Source organism: Amycolatopsis acididurans, from assembly GCF_012328925.1.
Lineage (GTDB): Bacteria > Actinomycetota > Actinomycetes > Mycobacteriales > Pseudonocardiaceae > Amycolatopsis_E > Amycolatopsis_E acididurans.
Genome location: NZ_JAAXLS010000046.1, coordinates 37,759 through 56,007, shown reverse-complemented (window position 1 = coordinate 56,007; position 18,249 = coordinate 37,759). Strand labels below are relative to the sequence as shown.

The 18,249-nt window shown below is 70.6% G+C and carries 19 protein-coding genes; 5 read left to right on the top strand and 14 right to left on the bottom strand.

What is annotated here, in order from left to right:
• The coding region (locus HFP15_RS34710) for an adenosylhomocysteinase (RefSeq protein ID WP_168521438.1) at positions 1-148 on the bottom strand (148 nt) is incomplete at its 3' end.
• A gap of 92 nt (positions 149-240) precedes the next feature.
• On the opposite strand from HFP15_RS34710, the gene HFP15_RS34705 reads away from it, so the two are divergent.
• The gene (locus HFP15_RS34705; RefSeq protein WP_168521458.1) at positions 241-2,544 is read left to right on the top strand and encodes a hypothetical protein; all 2,304 of its coding nucleotides are present in this window, start codon (positions 241-243) and stop codon (positions 2,542-2,544) included.
• Here the strand turns inward: HFP15_RS34705 and HFP15_RS34700 are convergent.
• The 3 genes from HFP15_RS34700 to HFP15_RS34690 form a co-directional block, all read right to left on the bottom strand.
• Positions 2,500-4,026 (bottom strand): amino acid permease, encoded by a 1,527-nt coding sequence (locus HFP15_RS34700; protein ID WP_168521436.1) that lies wholly within the window; start codon positions 4,024-4,026, stop codon positions 2,500-2,502. The genes HFP15_RS34705 and HFP15_RS34700 overlap by 45 nt on opposite strands.
• Positions 4,027-4,132: 106 nt before the next feature.
• Complete coding sequence (locus tag HFP15_RS34695) at positions 4,133-5,047, bottom strand: cation diffusion facilitator family transporter (protein WP_168521434.1); 915 nt, start codon at positions 5,045-5,047, stop codon at positions 4,133-4,135.
• A gap of 58 nt (positions 5,048-5,105) precedes the next feature.
• Entirely contained in the window at positions 5,106-5,579 is a 474-nt protein-coding gene (locus tag HFP15_RS34690) for a DUF2000 domain-containing protein (RefSeq protein WP_312871898.1), read from the bottom strand.
• Positions 5,580-5,650: 71 nt separating this feature from the next.
• On the opposite strand from HFP15_RS34690, the gene HFP15_RS34685 reads away from it, so the two are divergent.
• Positions 5,651-6,127, top strand: coding sequence for an Lrp/AsnC family transcriptional regulator (locus tag HFP15_RS34685; protein WP_210718253.1), 477 nt, complete (start codon positions 5,651-5,653; stop codon positions 6,125-6,127).
• A gap of 20 nt (positions 6,128-6,147) precedes the next feature.
• On the opposite strand, the gene manA is transcribed toward HFP15_RS34685, so the two are convergent.
• From manA to HFP15_RS34660, 5 genes are read right to left on the bottom strand one after another with little or no spacing between them, the layout of a single operon-like run.
• A complete protein-coding gene (gene manA / locus HFP15_RS34680; RefSeq protein WP_168521432.1) occupies positions 6,148-7,368 on the bottom strand; it encodes a mannose-6-phosphate isomerase, class I in 1,221 nt (406 codons plus the stop codon).
• 51 nt (positions 7,369-7,419) lie between these two features.
• Positions 7,420-8,502, bottom strand: a complete 1,083-nt coding sequence (locus HFP15_RS34675; RefSeq protein ID WP_376768918.1) for a hypothetical protein — start codon at positions 8,500-8,502, stop codon at positions 7,420-7,422.
• Positions 8,495-8,707: a Trm112 family protein gene (locus tag HFP15_RS34670; RefSeq protein ID WP_168521430.1), complete on the bottom strand. Its 213-nt coding sequence runs from the start codon at positions 8,705-8,707 to the stop codon at positions 8,495-8,497. The genes HFP15_RS34675 and HFP15_RS34670 overlap by 8 nt, the downstream gene beginning before the upstream one ends.
• A gap of 28 nt (positions 8,708-8,735) precedes the next feature.
• The gene (locus HFP15_RS34665) at positions 8,736-10,091 is read right to left on the bottom strand and encodes a phosphomannomutase/phosphoglucomutase (protein ID WP_168521428.1); all 1,356 of its coding nucleotides are present in this window, start codon (positions 10,089-10,091) and stop codon (positions 8,736-8,738) included.
• Between the two features lie 58 nt (positions 10,092-10,149).
• Positions 10,150-10,506, bottom strand: a complete 357-nt coding sequence (locus tag HFP15_RS34660) for a DUF3499 domain-containing protein (RefSeq protein ID WP_168521426.1) — start codon at positions 10,504-10,506, stop codon at positions 10,150-10,152.
• A 114-nt stretch (positions 10,507-10,620) separates the two neighbouring features.
• On the opposite strand from HFP15_RS34660, the gene HFP15_RS34655 reads away from it, so the two are divergent.
• Positions 10,621-11,082, top strand: coding sequence for a metallopeptidase family protein (locus HFP15_RS34655; RefSeq protein WP_168521423.1), 462 nt, complete (start codon positions 10,621-10,623; stop codon positions 11,080-11,082).
• Here the strand turns inward: HFP15_RS34655 and HFP15_RS34650 are convergent.
• Both HFP15_RS34650 and HFP15_RS34645 read right to left on the bottom strand, forming a co-directional pair.
• On the bottom strand, positions 11,066-13,021 hold the full coding sequence (locus HFP15_RS34650) for a hypothetical protein (RefSeq protein WP_168521421.1): 1,956 nt from the start codon (positions 13,019-13,021) through the stop codon (positions 11,066-11,068). The genes HFP15_RS34655 and HFP15_RS34650 overlap by 17 nt on opposite strands.
• A 121-nt stretch (positions 13,022-13,142) precedes the next feature.
• Positions 13,143-13,427: a WhiB family transcriptional regulator gene (locus HFP15_RS34645; protein WP_376768919.1), complete on the bottom strand. Its 285-nt coding sequence runs from the start codon at positions 13,425-13,427 to the stop codon at positions 13,143-13,145.
• A 299-nt stretch (positions 13,428-13,726) separates the two neighbouring features.
• On the opposite strand from HFP15_RS34645, the gene HFP15_RS34640 reads away from it, so the two are divergent.
• Positions 13,727-14,506: a site-2 protease family protein gene (locus HFP15_RS34640; protein ID WP_168521418.1), complete on the top strand. Its 780-nt coding sequence runs from the start codon at positions 13,727-13,729 to the stop codon at positions 14,504-14,506.
• Here HFP15_RS34640 and HFP15_RS34635 read toward each other — a convergent pair.
• The 3 genes from HFP15_RS34635 to mshB are packed head-to-tail and all read right to left on the bottom strand — an operon-like array spanning position 14,487 to position 16,334.
• Positions 14,487-15,191, bottom strand: coding sequence for a hypothetical protein (locus tag HFP15_RS34635; protein WP_168521416.1), 705 nt, complete (start codon positions 15,189-15,191; stop codon positions 14,487-14,489). The genes HFP15_RS34640 and HFP15_RS34635 overlap by 20 nt on opposite strands.
• Position 15,192: 1 nt before the next feature.
• Positions 15,193-15,588, bottom strand: coding sequence for a hypothetical protein (locus HFP15_RS34630; RefSeq protein WP_168521413.1), 396 nt, complete (start codon positions 15,586-15,588; stop codon positions 15,193-15,195).
• The gene (gene mshB, locus HFP15_RS34625) at positions 15,588-16,334 is read right to left on the bottom strand and encodes an N-acetyl-1-D-myo-inositol-2-amino-2-deoxy-alpha-D-glucopyranoside deacetylase (RefSeq protein ID WP_312871896.1); all 747 of its coding nucleotides are present in this window, start codon (positions 16,332-16,334) and stop codon (positions 15,588-15,590) included. The genes HFP15_RS34630 and mshB overlap by 1 nt, the downstream gene beginning before the upstream one ends.
• A gap of 111 nt (positions 16,335-16,445) precedes the next feature.
• Here mshB and HFP15_RS34620 point away from each other — a divergent pair, with 111 nt between their 5' ends.
• A complete protein-coding gene (locus tag HFP15_RS34620) occupies positions 16,446-18,224 on the top strand; it encodes an ABC transporter ATP-binding protein (RefSeq protein ID WP_168521409.1) in 1,779 nt (592 codons plus the stop codon).
• Positions 18,225-18,249 lie beyond the last annotated feature (25 nt).

Genomic DNA, 18,249 nt, shown 5'->3' with positions numbered 1-18,249 from the left:
ACTCCCGGCGCAGCGCCATCAACCCCGGCATCTCATGCTCTGCCAGCCGGATCTCCTTGCGGCCGAACTCAGCCAGCTCCAGATCCGCCACCGCGAACTCCACACCGTTGCGCGTGTCGAGCCGCTTGGCAATGCTTTCGGGGGTCATAGGGCATTTCCTCCAAGGTTTGGCGACACCTGAACAGTACCGTTGTCCGTTCATCACGTAACACCCTCGGAAAAGGAGGCGTCCACGTGCCGATCCCCGGCCCGGAGACCCGGATCGTCGAGCTGCGTGTGCCCGGTCTCAGCGGTACCTCCGGTGAGGACCTGCTGGACACGGTGGGCACGGTCGAGGTCGCGGGCGACGGGATGGGGCGCGTGATCCGCCCGTCCGACCGGCTTCGCCGCCCCGCGCCGGGGCCGGTCCTGCAGGCGCTGGGCCGTTCGGTTCCGCGCACGCTGGAGGGCTACCTGTGGGGCCGGATGACCTCGGGAGGCGCGGCGAAGGCGACGTGGGCGCTGCTGTTCCCGTTCTCGCTGTCCAACGTCGCGCACTGGATGCTGCCGCCGGTGCCGGAGGGCAGCCGCGTGGCCCGCGTGTTCGGCGGCGTGTGCCGTGGCCTGTTGCGGGTCGCGGCGTTGCTGCTCACGATGCTGCTCGTCGCCCAGCTCGCGGTGATCGCACTGGACATGTTCGCGACGCAATGCCTCGCACCCGGTGCACGCTGCCTGACCGCGGTGCCGGGCGGGGTGCGTGAGCTGACGTGGCTGCGCACAGCGGCCGGGTTGCTGCCGCTGGCCGTGGTGATCTTCGTGCTGCACCGGGTCTCGGGCACCAACTGGACGGTCTCCTCGCGCGACGTCTCGCCGCGGCGCGGCAACCTGCCGGGCGACGGCCTGCGCGGCGGCACCGGCTCCCCTGTCCTGCGAACCCTGCACGTCGTCGGCGCGCTCGCCGCCGTCGCGTTGCTCGCGCTCGGCGGCCCCTTCCACGTTCCCGGAGCGCTTCCGGAGCTGATCGTGTGGATCTGCGCGCTCGGGCTGGCGCTGGCCGCGCTGCTCACCGCGGCCGCCGGGGTCCGCGAGCTGCGCCGGTGGGCGCGGCGGAGCGTAACGGTCTTCGCGTGGCTGGTGCTGGTGTCGGTCGTCGTGTTCACGCCGAGGCTGCCCGGCGGGTCCGATGACACGGTCCAGAGCGTCGGCGCCGCGCTGCTGGCCGTCTCCGCGCTGTTCGCGCTCGCGCTCGTACCCGCCGCGCTGACGGCCCGGCGCACGTGGCGGGAGCTGCCGAAGCGGCTGCGGCCGTGGGTGGGTGGCTGGGCCGCCGCGCCCGTGCTCATGCTGGCCGTGCTGCTCGGCGCGGGTTTCGGCGCCGGGCTCGCGATCGCGCTGCGCAAGCTGGCCGGTGCGGCCTGGCTCCGCCTGCCCGACAGCTACACCCCGGTGACCACGTTGTGGGGTGCCGGGCTCGGGCTCGCGGTGGTGCTGGGGCTGATCGGGTTCGCGATCGCGGTGCCCGCCCGGCGTCGTCGCCGCGGCGTGGAGGACATCGTGCGGCTGCTGCAGGACAACACGCACGACCAGCAGCTCGCGGCCGCCGCGTGGGCCCGGTCCGCGTGGGAACGGCGGCATCTGCACCAGCTGGCGATCGCGGTGATCGGCGGGATGTCGTTGTGCGCGGTGGCGCTTCTGGTGGCGCGGTTCGGTTTCCACACTGTGCCGGGCTGGCTCGACCCGATCTCCGCGGTCGGCGTGTTCGCGCTCGGCGCGACGGCGGCCGGGTTGCTGCGGATCGTGTACACGGCGGCGACGAAACCCGGCCGCAACCGGCACCTCGGTGCGCTGGCCGACCTGGTGTGCTTCTGGCCGAGGGCCTCGCACCCGGCCGTGCCCCCGTGCTACGCGCTGAAGGTCGTGCCGGAACTGGCCGCCCGCGCGAAGGACCACCTCGCCGAGCCGAACACAAGGGTCGTACTGGCGGGTCACAACGTGGGCAGCCTGCTCGCGATGATCGCGACCGCGCGGCTGATGCACGGACTGAGCGAGACCGACCGCGAACGCGTCGGCCTGATCACCGCGGGCTCACCGCTGCAATGGGGGTACCAGCGCGCGTTCCCCGCGGTGCTGCCGTTGAAGTCGCTGGCTTCGCTGTACGGGGAGCTGGGCGGCCGTTGGCGTGGGCTGGCCAGGGGCACCGACATCTTCGGCGGCGGGGTCACGACGTGGCGGCAGAAGGTCGTCGACGACAAGCTGCTGGGCATGGGCTTCCTGCCCAACGGCGAGATCGGCCCGGTGGATCTGGCCGTGCCGGGGCCGTCCGGGGCGCTCGTGCTCGGCGGCGACCACTGGCTGCCGGACCCGATGCAGAACCCGTCCGGCACGCGGCGCTGGGCGCCCGGCGTGCTGGGGCACGCGAACTACGAGATCGACCCGGAATGGGACCGTGCGGTCGCGATGGCGGCCGGCCTGGAGTTCCCGGACCGGCCGTCCACGCGACCCTTCGGCGAGCAGGTGCCGCTATTCCCGGACCTGCCCCGCTTCAACCTCAACCTCGCCCGCTGACCGCTTGCCCAAAAGCGAGTGGCGGCGGCTGTAGGCGAAGTAGATCACCACGCCGAGCACCATCCAGGCGAGGAAACGCAGCCAGGTCAGCACGGTCAGGTTCAGCATCAGCCACAGGCAGGCGAGGATCGCCAGCACCGGGACCACCGGCACCCACGGCACCCGGAACGCGCGCGGCAGGTCCGGGTGCGTCCGGCGCAGCACCAGCACGCCGGCCGACACCAGCACGAACGCGAACAGCGTGCCGACGTTGACCATCTCCTCCAGCTTGTCCGCCGGGAAGAACGTGGCGGCGACGGCGACGAGGACACCGACGATGAGCGTCGCCCGCGCCGGGGTGCCGCGGGTGCCGGTGCGGGCCAGCTTGCGGGGCAGCAGCCCGTCGCGGGACATCGCGAACAGCACCCGGACCTGGCCGAGCATCAGCACCATGACCACCGTGGTGAGCCCGGCGAGCGCGCCCACCGAGATCACGTTCGCGGCCCAGTGGACGCCGTTGACGGAGAACGCGGTGGCCAGCGTCTTGTGGCTGCCGTCGCCGGCGTGGGTGGCGAGGTTCTTGTACGAGGTCATGCCGACGACGACCAGCGAGACGGCCACGTAGAGCACGGTCACGATCGCCAGCGAGCCGAAGATGCCGCGCGGCACCGAGCGCTGCGGGTTCTTCGTCTCCTCGGCCGTGGTGGCCACGATGTCGAACCCGATGAACGCGAAGAACACCAGCGAGGCGCCCGCGAGCAGCCCGAACGCGCCGAAGGAGCTGCTGGCCCCACCGGCGATGAGGGAGAACAGCGACTGGTTGACGCCGCTCTCGCCGGAACCGCCGCTCGCGGCGGGCGGGACGAACGGGTGGTAGTTGGCGCCCTTGATGTAGAAGATGCCGAGGATGATCACAAACAGCACGATCGCGACCTTGATGGCGGTGATCACCATCGAGAACCGCGAGGAAAGCTTCGTGCCGACCGTGAGCAAGGTGGCGAGCACGACCACGAGGAACAGCGCTCCCCAGTCGATGGTGAGACCGCCCAGGGTGAACGTGGTGTGCACGCCGTCGCCGAAGAGGTAGCCGAGCACCGTTTCGAGGTAGACCGACCAGCCCTTCGCGACCGCGGCCGCGCCGACCGCGAGCTCCAGCACCAGGTCCCAGCCGATGACCCACGCGATGAACTCGCCGAACGTGGCGTAGGAGAACGTGTAGGCGCTGCCCGCGACGGGCACCGTCGAGGCGAACTCGGCGTAGCAGAGCGCGGCGAGCCCGCAGGCGACAGCGGCCAGCACGAACGCGACCGAGACGGACGGGCCCGCGTAGTCGCCCGCCGTGCGCGCGGTCAGGGTGAAGATGCCCGCCCCGATCACGACCGCGACGCCGAACACGGTCAGGTCCCAGGCACCGAGGTTTCTCCGGAGCTTGGTGTCCGGCTCGTCGGTGTCCTTAATGGACTGTTCGATCGACTTCGTCCGCCACAAACCGTTGCCTGGCAAGGTGCTCTCCTCCCGGTGCCCTGGATCTCAGGTCCGGTGAGCCACCTTAACTCGGAAGGATGAACGAGGCGAATCGGGTGTTTACGGACGGCGAACTCCAGGTGGATCAGACCAGTTCGCGGTCGAGATCCGGCTCCAGGTAGATCAGCCGCGCGTTGGGCACCTTGGCGCGGACGCGGGCTTCGGCGTCGTCGATCGCCTGCGCCACCTCGGCCAGCGCGAGGTTCGGCGTGAGGGCGAGCTTCGCCGCGACGAGCAGTTCCTCCGGGCCGAGGTACTGGGTCCGGATGTGGATGACGCGCTCGACCTTGCCCGCGGCCAGCTCCGCCATGATCGTGCGCAGCTCGGTCTCGGTCGCGCCCTCACCGATGAGCAGGCTCTTCATCTCCACGATGAGGATGATCGCGATGATGCCGAGCAGCACGCCGATCATGATCGTGCCGATGCCGTCCCAGACCGGATCGCCGGTCAGCTCCGACAGCCCGACGCCGACGAGCGCGAACACCAGACCGAGCAGCGCGCCGGTGTCCTCCAGCAGCACGACCGGCAGCTCCGGCGTGCGCGACTGGCGGATGAATCCCCACCACGACACGTCGCCCTTGATCTTCGTGGACTCCTTCATCGCGGTGACGAAGCTGTAGCCCTCCAGGCAGATCGCGAGGACCAGGATGATCACGGCGACCAGCGGCGAGGTGAGCGGTTCGGGCTGCTCGACCTTGTGGATGCCCTCGTACAGGGCGAACGCCGAGCCGAGGGTGAACAGCATCAGCGCGACGATGAACGAGTAGAAGTAGCGCTCGCGGCCGAAACCGAACGGATGCTCGCTGGTCGCCTTGCGCTGCGAGGTCTTCTGGCCGAGCAGCAGCAGGCCCTGGTTGGACGTGTCGGCCACCGAGTGCACGGACTCGGCGAGCATCGACGAGGAACCCGTGACGAGGAACCCGGCGAACTTCGCCACGGCGATCCCGGCGTTGGCGCCCAGCGCCGCCAGAATCGCTTTCGTCCCACCGTTAGCCGACACCGCGACCCCCTGGAGTCATCCCGTTTTGTCGGAATGCAGCCTACGGGGCGGCCGGTGATCATCGCAGCAGCGGGAGGCCCCCGACGAGTTTGCCGATCTTGTTGCGGGGCCCGAGAAGGCTGATCGCGTAGTAGTCCGGTTCACCGGTGACGGCCAGGCTTGCCGTGTACTCCTCGTAGGAGGTGCTGGCCTGCGCGTGCTTGGTCATGTCCGCGACGAAGACGCCGTCCCTGGTGACCGCCTTCGCCCGGATCTCGCGGATCTTGGCCCCGTCGGCGGCGAGGATCGAGACGCCACCCCACGGCAGACCGGCGTGCGGTGAGCCGGCCGCGTCCGGCACCGCTTCGCCCACCACGCCAGGCAGTGCGGCACCGACCGCGGCGCCCAGGCAGGCGACCGCGTTCGCCACGAGCCCGCTGCCAAGCCCCGGATCCGCGACGATGACCCATTTGAGCCGGGCAGTGCGCGTGGTAACCCCGGTGCGCGCATCTTCTTCGAGAATCGTGGCGAGTTCCTGATGTTCTATGGTCACATCTGTGAAAGCTAGGCAGAGATACCCTGATAGTCCACCGACTCCGAACTAAGTTCGACAAGAGGGCGAGAATGGCCGAGCTGGACGAACTAGATCAGGCACTGCTGCGGGAATTGCAGCGCGATGGTCGGCGAACCAACCGGGAACTGGCCGCCGCGACGGGCGTTTCGCCCTCCACGTCGCTGGAGCGCGTGCGGTCGATGCGAGAGCGCGGCGTGATCCGCGGTTTCCTGCTGGACGTGGACCTCGCCGAGATCGGCCGCCCGGTCCAGGCCCTGATCGCGCTGCGCATCAAACCGCCGTCACGACGGGTCATCGAGGCCTTCCGCGAGTGGGTCGCGCTGCTCCCGGAGACGGTCGGCGTGTTCGTCGTCTCGGGCGGCGAGGACTTCCTGGTGCACGTGGCGGTCCCGGACAACCAGGCCCTGTACGAGTTCGTCATCGACCGGCTCACCCAGCGCCCGGAGGTCGCCGACGTGCGCACCAGCGTGGTCTACGAGCACATCCGGAGCAGGGTCATCGAGCCGACGAAAGCCAAGCGCCGCTAGGCGGCTCCCGGTCCCTGCCGCTACCGCCCCGAGGTCGCCCGGAACAGCTGCGTCCGCTCCCCGCCGACGGGACGCACGACGACGTCGGGATCGGAGGCGGGCAGCCACATCGACTGGCCGCGCTTGAGCTCCAGTTCCCGGCCGCCCTCCGCGCGCACCGCGACCCGTCCCGCCGTGCACAGCAGGATCTGCGGCACGCCCGAGCGGACGCACAGCTCGCCGTCCTCACCGGCGCGCCATTCGCACCGGGACAGCTCGAACTCCGGCGCGTCGGTCCGGTAAACGGCGCCGCAGTCGGACTCATCGCCGCTGAGCACGGGCATGTCGCAGCACTCGAAGTCGACCACGCGCAGCAGCTCCGGCACGTCCACGTGCTTGGGCGTCAGCCCGCAGCGCAGGATGTTGTCCGAGTTCGCGAGGATCTCCACGGCCGTCCCGTGCAGGTACAGGTGCAGGTTCCCGGCGGGCAGGTAGATCGCCTCGCCCGCCTTCAGCGTCAGGCGGTTCAACAGCAGCGCCGCCAGCACGCCCGCGTCCCGGGGATGTGCCTCGCCCAGCTCCAGGATCGTGCGGCACTCCGTGTCGAACTCGCCGTGGTCCTTCACGTGCAGCACGCACGCGTCCAGCACCTCGGGCAGCAGCTCGTCCAGCGTCGCTTGCGGCAGCGTGATCCACGTGGTGAACAGCGCCCGCATACCGTCGGAATCCGGCTGCGCGGCCAGCAGTTCGGTGTACTTCGCCAGGCCGGGCGTCTCCACGGCACGCAGCAGCTTGATCGTGCGCTGCGGCTCCCGGAACCCGGCCAGCGCGTGGAACTCGGTGAGCGCGCACACCAGCTCGGGCTTGGCCGTCGGGTCCGGGTAGTTGCGGTTCGGCGCGTCCCGCGGAATTCCCGCGGCCTCCTCGCGCGCGTGCCCCTCCGCGGACTGCTCCGCCGACGGGTGCGCCTGCATCGACAACGGCTCCTCGACCGCGAGGATCTTCAGCAGGAACGGCAGCCGGTTGTTCCACCGCCGCGAGCACTCCGGCCCCAGGTGCGCATGCGGATCCGCCTCGATCAGCTCCAGCAGGCTGTGCTCCGCACCGTCCTCATCGACAATGCGTGACGGGTCACCGGGGTGCGCCCCCATCCACAGCTCCGCCTCGGGGTGCGGGGCGGGAACCTCACGTCCCAGCAGCTCCGGGATCGTCGTTCTGGAACCCCACGCGTAGGGCCGCACGGCATTGCGGAGCAGCTCCACTGTGTTCTCAACTCCTCGGACCGGGCGTGCCCGGTGTGTCTTCAACAGGTCTCACGCGGTAGCGGGCGCGTACTGACCTGCTCCCCCCAGACTTCCGGCCGCGAGCCCGAGATAGACCGCGGCCAGCTCGAACCGTAGCGCGAGCACTCCGGCACGAACAGGCTCTGGTCCGGCGATCTCGTCCGCGGGGGCGATGACGCCCGCCCCGGGAAGAGTATGTGAGGCCTCGTGCCGGGTGGCGTCCGCGGTCTGGCCGGTGTGCACCGCCAGCAGCAGCACCCGCGGCTTGAGCCCGGCGTCGTCGAAATCGGGGTCGGCGAAGATGTCCTGCTCGCCGCCGCCCAGGGCGCTGCGGAGCAGTGCGGGGCGCGCCTTGGCCTGCCGGTAGTCCGCGGCGTCGCACACCACGCCCGCGAACGCGCCCAGCTCGTAGGCGGCGTGCTCGGCCACGGCGACCGCGGCCGGGTCGAGTCCCCACAGCATGGGCACCCGGTCGGCGAGCCGCAGTGCGAGCGCCTTGGCCGGGTTGGCGAACGAGTCACGCCCGAGGTGGCCGCGTTCGGCCTCCGCGTCGAGCTGGTCGGCGAGCGCCTCCAGATCGGCGACCAGCAGGCCGAGCGCGTTGGCCGTGAGCAGGCCGGCCGCGAAACCACGCGCGAACGTCAGTTCCGGCGGCACCGGCATCCTCGGCGCGAGCAGCAGTCCTTTGCCCGCGATCGACGCCGCCACCGGGCCGTCCTGCGGACCCGACAGCACGACGGTCGCGCCGTAGCGACTGGCCCGTTCGATCCCGGCCGCCAGCTCACGGTCGGCGGAATCGTCGGTGTGCGCGAACACGACGTCGAGCGCGCCGATCCAGCTCGGCACGGCGTCGGTGATCACGACCGGCACCGGGCAGGACGGCGCGAGCAGGGCGGCGAGCAGCTTCGTCAGCGCACGGCCGACACCCGGCCGCACCACGAGCACGAGCGCACGGGGCCTGCCGAGGTCGAGCCGGTCGGCCAGTTCGACCTCGGCCGCGACCTCCTTGGTCGCGCGCACCTGCGCGCCCGCCATCGCCGCGGCCCGGAGCAATCCCTGCGAATCCGCCTCCGCCAGCCGTGCGGGGTCGTCGAGCAGGCTGTCGTCAAGCACCGTCGGCACTGGAGGTTTCCGGGTCGATGGCTTCGTCGAGCAGGAGCACCGGGATGCCGTCACGCACCGGGTACACGCGCCCGCAGGACGTGCAGGTCAGCGCCTCGGCATCCGGGTCGTCGGGTGTGCCCGGCCGCAGCGGGGCGTGATCCGGGGACGGGCATGCCAGGATCTCCAGCAACTGGGCATCAAGCGTGAGGGCCATGCTTTCTCCTTACCACGCTCCGGGTGGCTCAACCACGCACGATCGCGAGCACTTCGTCGGTCAGCGCACGCACCTCGTCGTCGGTGGGCGCCTCGACGTTCAGCCGGAGCAGCGGCTCCGTGTTGGACGGGCGCAGATTGAACCACGCGCCGCCGGGCAGCTGCACGGTCAGCCCGTCCAGCTCGTCGATCGTGACACCGGACCGGGCGCCGAACGCGTCCTTCACCGCGAGCTGGCGCGCCACCTGGTCGTCGACCGTGGAGTTGACCTCGCCGGAGGCGGCGTAGCGCTTGAACTCCGCGGTCAGGACCGACAACGGGCCGTCCTGCTCGCCGAGTGCGGCCAGCACGTGCAGCGCGGCCAGCATGCCGGTGTCGGCGCGCCAGAAGTCGCGGAAGTAGTAGTGCGCGGAGTGCTCGCCGCCGAAGATGGCGCCGGTGCGGGCCATCTCCTCCTTGATGAACGAGTGCCCGACGCGGGTGCGCACCGCCTTGCCGCCGTGCTCGGTGACGATCTCGGGCACGGCGTGCGAGGTGATCAGGTTGTGGATGATCGTGCCGCCAGGATCCTTGGCCAGCTCACGGGTGGCGACCAGCGCGGTGACCGCGCTCGGCGACACGGCCTCGCCGTTCTCGTCCACGACGAAGCAGCGGTCGGCGTCGCCGTCGAAGGCCAGCCCCGCGTCCGCCCCGACCTCACGCACCTTCGCCTGCAGGTCGACCAGGTTCTTCGGGTCCAGCGGGTTGGCCTCGTGGTTGGGGAAGCTGCCGTCGAGCTCGAAGTACATCGGCACCACGTCGACGGGCAGCCCGTCGAACACGGTCGGCACGGTGTGCCCGCCCATGCCGTTGCCGGCGTCCACGACGACCTTCAGCGGCCGGATGCCCGTCAGGTCGACGAGGCGGCGCAGGTAGGCGGCGTAGTCGGCGAGCACGTCGCGCTCGGTCACGGTGCCCGGCTGGCCTTCGAACGTGGGCACGCCCTGCTCGACGGTGTCGCGGATCTCGGCGAGACCGGAGTCCTGGCCGACCGGCGCCGCACCCGCGCGGCACATCTTGATGCCGTTGTACTTGGCCGGGTTGTGGCTGGCGGTGAACATCGCGCCCGGCAGGTTCAGCGAGCCGGAGGCGAAGTAGAGCTGGTCGGTGCTGGCGAGCCCGATCGAGACGACGTCCAGCCCCTGCGAGGTCACGCCCTCGGCGAACGCGGCGGCCAGTGCGGGCGAGGACTCACGCATGTCGTGCCCGATGACGACCGACGGCGATTCGGGCTTGATCAGCAACGCGAAGGCGGCCCCGAAGTCCCGCACCAGATCGGCGCCCAGCTGTTCGCCGACCACGCCTCGGATGTCATAGGCCTTCACGATGGCCGACAGGTCTGACACGCGTTTCTCCCCGGACTGCTTCGACGACTCGGATGCGCAGAAAGCGTACCGGGGGAACCTAGGAGATCGGATCCGGCAGGACCCGCAGATGGCCGCGGCGACCGGAGGCGCCTTCCGGCTCCGGCGGCGGCGCCGGGCGGTCGGACCTTCCCGCCTCGCGAACCGCCTCGGCCAGCGCCGTGAGCTCGTCGTCCGAATGGTCGGGCTCGCCGAAGGAACCCTCGTGGCGGACGACCTCCCACCCCTTGGGGGCGGTCAGCCGGAGCGCGTGCTCCTCGCACAGGTCGTAGGAATGGGGCTCGGACGCCGTCGCGAGGGGACCCACCACCGCGGTCGAATCGCTGTAGGCGTAGGTCAGCGTGGCGACCGCGGGCTGCAGGCACCCGGTCCGCGAACACTTTCTTACGCTCGACACGGACGAGACGATAGCCCCTCCCACCGACACTCGCGCGCAGGCACACCGGAGCCGTTCGCGGGAAATGCCGTGGCGATCCGGCAGGCGCGGCAGCGTAACCTTCACTGGGTGTCTATGGCTCGCAGTTCCCGACAGCAGCGGCGCGTCCGCCGCGACCGGCATGGCCGTGGGCTGCGCGGACCGCTGTACCCGGCGTCCCTGCCGGCGTCGTCGAGCCGGGCGGAGAAGTTCGACCAGCTCGTGCTGGACGCGCTCGAGCCCATCGAGGGCCGCTGGCGCGACCAGCTGACGAAACTGGACGTCGCGGTCGACGACGTGCCCGAGGTCCGAGGCACCAATCCCGCGGTACCGGCCGACGGCGTGCTGCACGACGGCGCGATCCCGCTGTCCAGGCTGGTCCCGGCCGGTGTCGACCGCACCGGGATGCCGACCCGGGCCCGCATCGTGCTCTACCGGCGGCCGCTGGAGGCGCGCGCGAAGGACCCGGCCGAACTGGCCGACCTGGTGCACGACGTGCTGGTCGAGCAGATCGCGGGCTACCTCGGCGTGGAGCCCGACGTCATCGAGGGCGAGTGAGGCTGGGCACCGAGGTGAGCACCGCGAACAGCACCGCGGCCACCTGAACGAGCAGCAGCACGTCCCGCAACGTCGACGGGTGTTCGACGATCACCTCGGACTGCGTGGTCGGCAGCGCGACCGCGACCTGATGCCCCCACGCGGGCACGATCGGCGTCGCCTTGCCGTCGACCGTCGCCTGCCAGCCGGCTTCCAGTTCGGCGGACAGCACCAGCAGCCGCCCCGCCACCCCGTCGGACACCCGCACGTGCAGGTCGGGCAGCGCGGCGTCGACCGGGGTGATGCCCGTCGTGCTCGCGGGCGCCGACGTGGTGACGGCCTGCTTGGCCACGCCCGGCGGCACCAGCACGACCTCGCCGGAGGGCTGCAGCAGCCGCAGCACCGCGCGGCCGTCCCTGGTGGGCTGGACCGCGACCGTGAGGTCGGGCGCGAGCGCGACGATCGGCGCGGCGTCCTGCCCCTGCGGCAGCACCACGAACAACGCGCCCGACGCGGCGGCCGCGGACAACGTGGCCCTCGTGGCGCCCGAGGAGGGCTGGGTGAAGGCGCTCTGCCAGCTGGTGAGCCGGGCCGGCGTGGGCGCGGTCAGGCCGAGCTGGTCGTCGCCGAGCAATGGCAGCCGTCCGCCGGTCTGCCGCGTCGGCTCGTCGCCGGAACCGACCACGACGACGGATCGTCCGGTGCGCGCCAGCTCGTCGGCCTGCGCGGACACCAGCCGGTCGCCACCGCCGGAACGCAGCGGCCCACCGCGGCCCGCGATGACGGTGCCGGTACCGAGCGCGAGGATCACCAGTACGCCCACGACCGCGGCCAGCTTGGGCAGCATCCCGGCCGGCGCGCCGCCCGCGCACGCGGTGAGCAGGATCCACAGGGCCCCGGCGCTGATGACCAGCAGCGGCACCCCGGTGAACCCGGTCGCCGCGCCGCCCCCCTGCAACGGGGTCACCGAGACCAGCGTGACGACGGCGAGTCCGCACGCGCCGAGGACGACGACGCCGAGACCGGGGCTGAGCAGGGCCTTCGGCCGTACCACGACGGCGATCACCAGCGCGATGACCAGGGCGATCCCGATCGGCCACGCGCCGGGCCCGCCCGGGTCGAGGCCGAGCAGTTCGCCACCGGTGGCGGGCGCGGCCGGACCGGACAGGCCGTGCAGGAACAGGGCGGGCTGGTTCACCAGCGCCGTCGGCCACGGCAGCAGCAGGGCCAGCGGCAGGAGCACGACGATGCCGACCGAGCCGATCCGGCGCAGCAGCCCGTCCACGGGCGGCAGCACGACGAACCCGGCCACCAGGCCGAGCAGCGCGAGACCGTGCGCCAAGGGCGAGAACGCGCCGATGAGCGCGACGCCGATCGCGCACCACGAGGACGCGTGCAGCCAGCGGGAGCCGGTGCGGGCGAGCAGACCGGCGACGCCCGCGATCACCATGGGCAGCAGGATGTGCACGGCGACCACGTCGAGCCTGCCCTGCGCGACCGACGCGGTCGCGGCGGGCAGCAGGGCATAGCCGGCGGCGGCCGCGGCGCGGGTCCAGCGGGAGACCGGCAGGCGCCGGGTGGCCACGTAGGCGGAGAGCGCGGCGAGTGGCGCGTCGCCGATCAGCAGGATCGCGACGAGTGCGGCCGGCCCGCCGAGCGGGGTGAAGATGGCGCCGATGATGCCGAGCACGGCGAGCGAGGCGGGAGCGGCGCTCGCGGTGCCGCCGCCGACCGGATGCCAGCCGGCGAGGTAGGTCGACCAGACCTGGCCGAGATCGCCCGCGGGCAGCAACCGTCCGCCGGCGAGGTCGAGGCCGAGACGGCTCGCGTTGGTCACCAGCCCGAGAGCGGTGAGCACCACGAACAGCGTGGCCGGCGGCCCGTACCTGCGAAGGAACGAACCGTCTGCCGGTGCGGGGCCGGAAACCACCGCGGTCTCGGACTCGGTCACCTGATCCACCGCACCAAACTACGCAACGCGACCGCGGGCCGCGGGGTCAGGGGGCTCGGGGGTTCGATCCCCGGAAGAGACGGTGGAGCGAGCCGGCTCCGCCAGCACGGCGGCCCCGCTCGCTACACCGCTATACCGCTCGTTTCTTCAGTTTGCGACGCTCGCGTTCCGACAGACCGCCCCAGATACCGAAGCGCTCGTCGTGCGCGAGTGCGTACTCCAGGCATTCGCCCTTGACCTCGCAGCCCTGGCAGATGCGCTTGGCTTCCCTTGTGGAGCCACCTTTTTCGGGGAAGAACGCCTCTGGATCCGTCTGCGCGCACAAGGCGCGGTCCTGCCACTCGGGAGGCTCGGCCGGGTCGAAAATGTCCGCGAGCTCACCCAGTTCTGCTTCCGGGTTCGCTGCCCAGTCCACGACCTGCCCCCATTCCCGTCCGTCTGCTTCCAACCGCACTTCCGCCTCCTCTGCTTCCACGCACTCCCCAGGCTGGCGGTGTTGCTGTGTTGATCTTTACCGATCCGACCGGCAGTCACGGCGGTCGTCTTGGTAAACCCGCACCCGACGCCCCCTTCCAGCGTCGAATGACAGCAATGTGATTACACCCGTGTAGTGCGGCCAGGTCAAGCCGAGTAGCGAGGTTGGGGGACCCTGATCGGCCTCCGCGCAAGGGGACACGCCGACAACGATCCGGGAGGATACGACAAACTGGTCTGGTGCAGAGAGCAGCGGTCCGCCCCAGCCCCGTCTTCTACGGCCTTCTCGTCCTCACCGTCGTGGGAGGTGTCCTCGCGGCGTTCGGTGACGCTTCGTCGATCTTGACCACCAAGAACGACCCGATGGTGACCGCCGGGATCTTCATCCTGGTGATCGCGGGATGGGCACTGTCACTGACCCTGCACGAGTTCGGGCACGCCTTCATCGCCTACCGCAGCGGCGACCAGTCCGTCGTCGGCAAGGGCTATCTGACGATGGATGTACGCCGCTACACCGATCCGGTGCTCTCGCTCGTCCTGCCGTTGATCTTCCTGGTGATCGGCGGCATCCCGCTGCCCGGCGGCGCGGTGTGGATCAACCGGTGGGCGCTGCGCTCACGCGGCGCCGCGTCCTTGGTGTCGCTGGCCGGCCCGCTGAGCAATCTGGTGCTGGGGGTGCTGCTGTCGCTGGCCGTCGCGAACATCCACATGGCGGCGGGCCTCGCGGTCGGGCTCGCGTTCCTCGCGCTGCTGCAGATCCTCGCGTTCGTGCTCAACATCCTGCCGGTGCCGGGGCTGGACGGTTTCGGCGCGATCGAGCCGTACCTCTCGCCCCAGTCGCGTGAGTTCGCCGCGAAGGTGCGCCCGTGGGCGCCGCTCGCGCTGTTCGCGCTGCTGTTCGCGGTCCAGCCGGTGCAGGACGCGTTCTGGGAGATCTCCCGGTTCGTCTTCCAGGCCGTCGGCGGGGACTACTTCGCGGCGCAGGTCGGCAGCTACGCCTTCATGTTCTGGCGGCACTGAGCCACTGCTCGCTGCGCCGCGCCACGCGTTTGAGCGCGGACCGCTCGGCGAGGTAGTCGCCGGCCATGCCGACGACCGGGAGCATGCCCACCGCCCGCTGGAAGAAGCGGCCGCGGGGACGTTTCTCCAGCTCGTCGGTGATGGCCAGCAGCGATCGGCCCATCCGCCACAACGTCCCGGCGCAGGCCCTGAGCGTGATTCTGCGGTCCTGCTTGTCCGGTTCGGTGAACTCACCCGTCAGGTGTTCGGTCTGTGCGTCCTCGGCCGCGTCAGCGTCCTTTCCGGCGGCGAGTTCGGGGGCGATTTCGCGCTGGAACAGCACCCACGCGATGAGCCGCACGCGCTCCCCGATGTCGTCGACACCGTGTTCGCCCGCGATCGCGCACAGCAACAGCCCCTGCGCGCTCGCGCCGAGCGCCTCCTGCACCGGCAACCGGTCGGCCAGTGCGCCACCGATACCGGGGACCGCCGTGACGAGCGAGGTCAGCCTCCCGACGCGGTTGATCCACCAGTCGGTGCGCGCCTCGCCGTCGAGTTCCTCCCACGCCGGCGTGCCGGGCAGCTTCCGGCCCGCCAGTCCCTCCAGCCGGCCCGGCGTCCGCATCGCGCGCAGCACCGGGTTCGCGGCGCGCACGAACGGCCGCAGCACCCTGACCACCTGACGATCCGAAATCGCCTCACCCATGTCACTTCCTCCGCGGGGTCGCCAGCGCGCTGCCCAGCGTGACCGCCGCGGGCAGTACCCCGCCCGCGAGCAGCAGCAGCGCGCGCCAGTCCTGGACCAGCACGAGATCACCACCCGGCCCGAACAGGCCGAGTATCACGACGGTGAGTACCCACACGACCAGCGGCGCGAACGCGGCCCTCGGGCCGGCCAGCTTCCCTGCCTGCCCGACCAGCAGCGGCGTGGTCACGATCGCGACGAGCACGGTCACCGGTACCGGCACGTCGCCGAGCTTGGGCAGCAGCTTGCCGTCGAGGCGCAACGGCAGGAAGAACAGCTCGAGCGTGGCCAGCAGCACCGTGTCCACCAGCAGCACCACCAGCAGCCCGCGCCGGAGGACCACGCTTTCCCCGGTCATCACAATCCTCCGAACAAGTCCGTCGCGGCACGCTCGCCGTTTCCACGCACCAGCGTGAAGTACTCGGCTTCGCCGATTTCGTGCGGCACCCCGTTGGACAACGCGAACTCGGGTGGGCGCACGGTGACCTGCGTCGCGTGCGCCCGCAAGGCGTCGATCTTCGCGTCGAGGTGGTTCCGGATGTCGATCACGGTGGTCGGCTCGCTCACCGGGATCCCCTCCGGCAGCTCGGCTCCCCCGCTCGCGGCGATGTGGAAGACGCGCGGCACATCGGTGGCCGCTGCCATGGTGATCTCGTGCGCCCGGATGTGGTCGGGGTGGCCGTAGCCGCCGAAGGCGTTGTAAGTGATCACGACCTGGGGGCGCACGTCGTCGAGGATTTCACGCAGCCGCGCGACCTGCTCGTCCAGTGATCCGTTCGCCAATGCCCTCGGATGGCCGGCCGCCGGGGTGCCCGCCATACCGGAATCGCGCCACCGGCCGATGCCCCCGAGGTAGCGCTGATCGGTGATGCCCAGGGCGCGGCACGCCGCCGCGAGCTCACCGGTGCGGTAGCCGCCGAGTTGATCACCCGCCCAGGAGCCGAGCTCCGCCAGTTCCGGCGGAATGATCTCGCCTTCCTCACCGAGCGTGCACGTCACCAGCACCACCTCCGCGCCCTCGGCCGCGTAGCGGGCGATGGTGCCGCCCGTGGTGATGCTTTCGTCGTCGGGATGGGCGTGGACCAGCAACAACCTTCGGATCACAGCACCACAATATTTATGGTGGTCCAACCATCGTCGGGGCATCCTCGGATATCCTCGCGCGCAGTCCCACTGAACACGTGGTGACGAACGTTCCCCCACGAAGGGCCACTAGTGAGCACTGACACGACTACAGCGAGGCTGGCCGCCTCCGGTTCCGTGCTGTCCATTTCCGACCTGAAGATCTCCTTCCGGACCGAGGACGGCATCGTCGAAGCGGTCAAGGGCATCGGCTTCGACGTCAAGCCGGGTGAGATCGTCGCGGTCGTCGGCGAGTCGGGTTCGGGCAAGTCCGTCACGTCGATGTCGGTGCTGGGCCTGCTGCCCAAGACGAGCAAGGTCGAGGGCGACCTGCGGCTGGAGGACCGCGAGCTGGCGGGCCTGAAGGACAAGGAACTGCGCGGCATCCGCGGCAACGACATCGCGATGATCTTCCAGGAACCGATGAGCGCGCTGAACCCCGTGTTCACCGTCGGCTGGCAGATCCGCGAGGCCCTGCGTGCGCACAAGGACCTGTCGAAGGAGGCCGCGGACAAGCGCGCGGTCGAGCTGCTCGACATGGTGGGCATCCCGAACCCGCAGGAGCGGTTCAAGCAGTACCCGCACCAGCTTTCCGGTGGTCTACGCCAGCGCGTGGTGATCGCGATGGCGATCGCCTGCGATCCGAAGGTGATCATCGCCGACGAGCCCACCACCGCGCTCGACGTGACGGTGCAGGCGGAGATCCTCGGTCTGCTGCGCAAACTGCGCGACACGCTGAACACGGCGATCGTGCTGATCACCCACGACATGGGTGTGGTCGCGGACCTGGCCGACCGGGTCGTGGTGATGTACAACGGCGAGATCGTCGAGCAGGCGCCGGTTCAGGAGCTGTTCGCAGCACCCAAGGAGGACTACACGCGGCGGCTGCTGGCCGCGGTGCCGGTGCTCGGGCAGCGCCCGGAGGGGCGCAGGCTGCTGGACGACAGCGGGCTGACCGTGGACACCGAGGAAGCCGAGAAGATCGCCGGCGAGATCCGGCTCGCCGACAAGGAACTGGAATCGCAGATCTCCCACGACGCGCCCGCGCTGGAGATCAAGGACCTGGTGCTGGAGTACCCCGGCCGGCGGGGGCAGGCGCGTAACCGTGCCGTCGACGGGGTTTCCCTGCACATCGACAAGGGCGAGATCGTCGGCCTCGTCGGCGAGTCCGGCTCGGGCAAGTCGACCGTCGGCCGCTGCGCGATCCGGCTGCTCAAGCCCACCGAGGGCAGGGTCTCGATCGCGGGCAGGGACATCACCAACCTGTCCACAAAGGAGCTTCGCCCGCTGCGCCGGTACTTCTCGATCGTCTTCCAGGACCCGGCGTCCACACTGGACCCGAAGATGACGATCGGCGAGTCCATCGCCGAGCCGATGGTGCTGCACAAGCTGTTCTCCGGCAAGGAACTCAACGACCGGGTCGTGTCCCTGTTGGACAAGGTGGAGCTGTCGGGCCACTACCGCAACCGCTACCCGCACGAGCTGTCCGGCGGGCAGCGTCAGCGCGTGTCGATCGCGCGGGCGCTGGCGCTGGACCCGGCGCTGCTGATCGCGGACGAGCCCACCTCGGCGCTGGACGTGTCGGTGCAGGCGCGGGTGCTGGACCTGTTCCTCGGGCTCCAGCAGACGCTGGGCTTCGCGTGCCTGTTCATCAGCCACGACCTCGCCGTGGTCGACCTGCTGGCCGACCGGGTGGCCGTGATGCAGCGGGGCAAGCTGGTCGAGGTCGGCAGCCGGGACCAGGTGCTGCACTCGCCGCGGGAGGAGTACACCAAGCGCCTGCTGTCCGCGGCTCCGGTGGCGGACCCGGTGCTGCAGGTGGAGCGCCGCGCGGCCTGGGAGGCCGGGCGCGTGGCTCCGGTGGCGCAGTAGGGTTTTCGGTTTTCGGAAGGGCCCT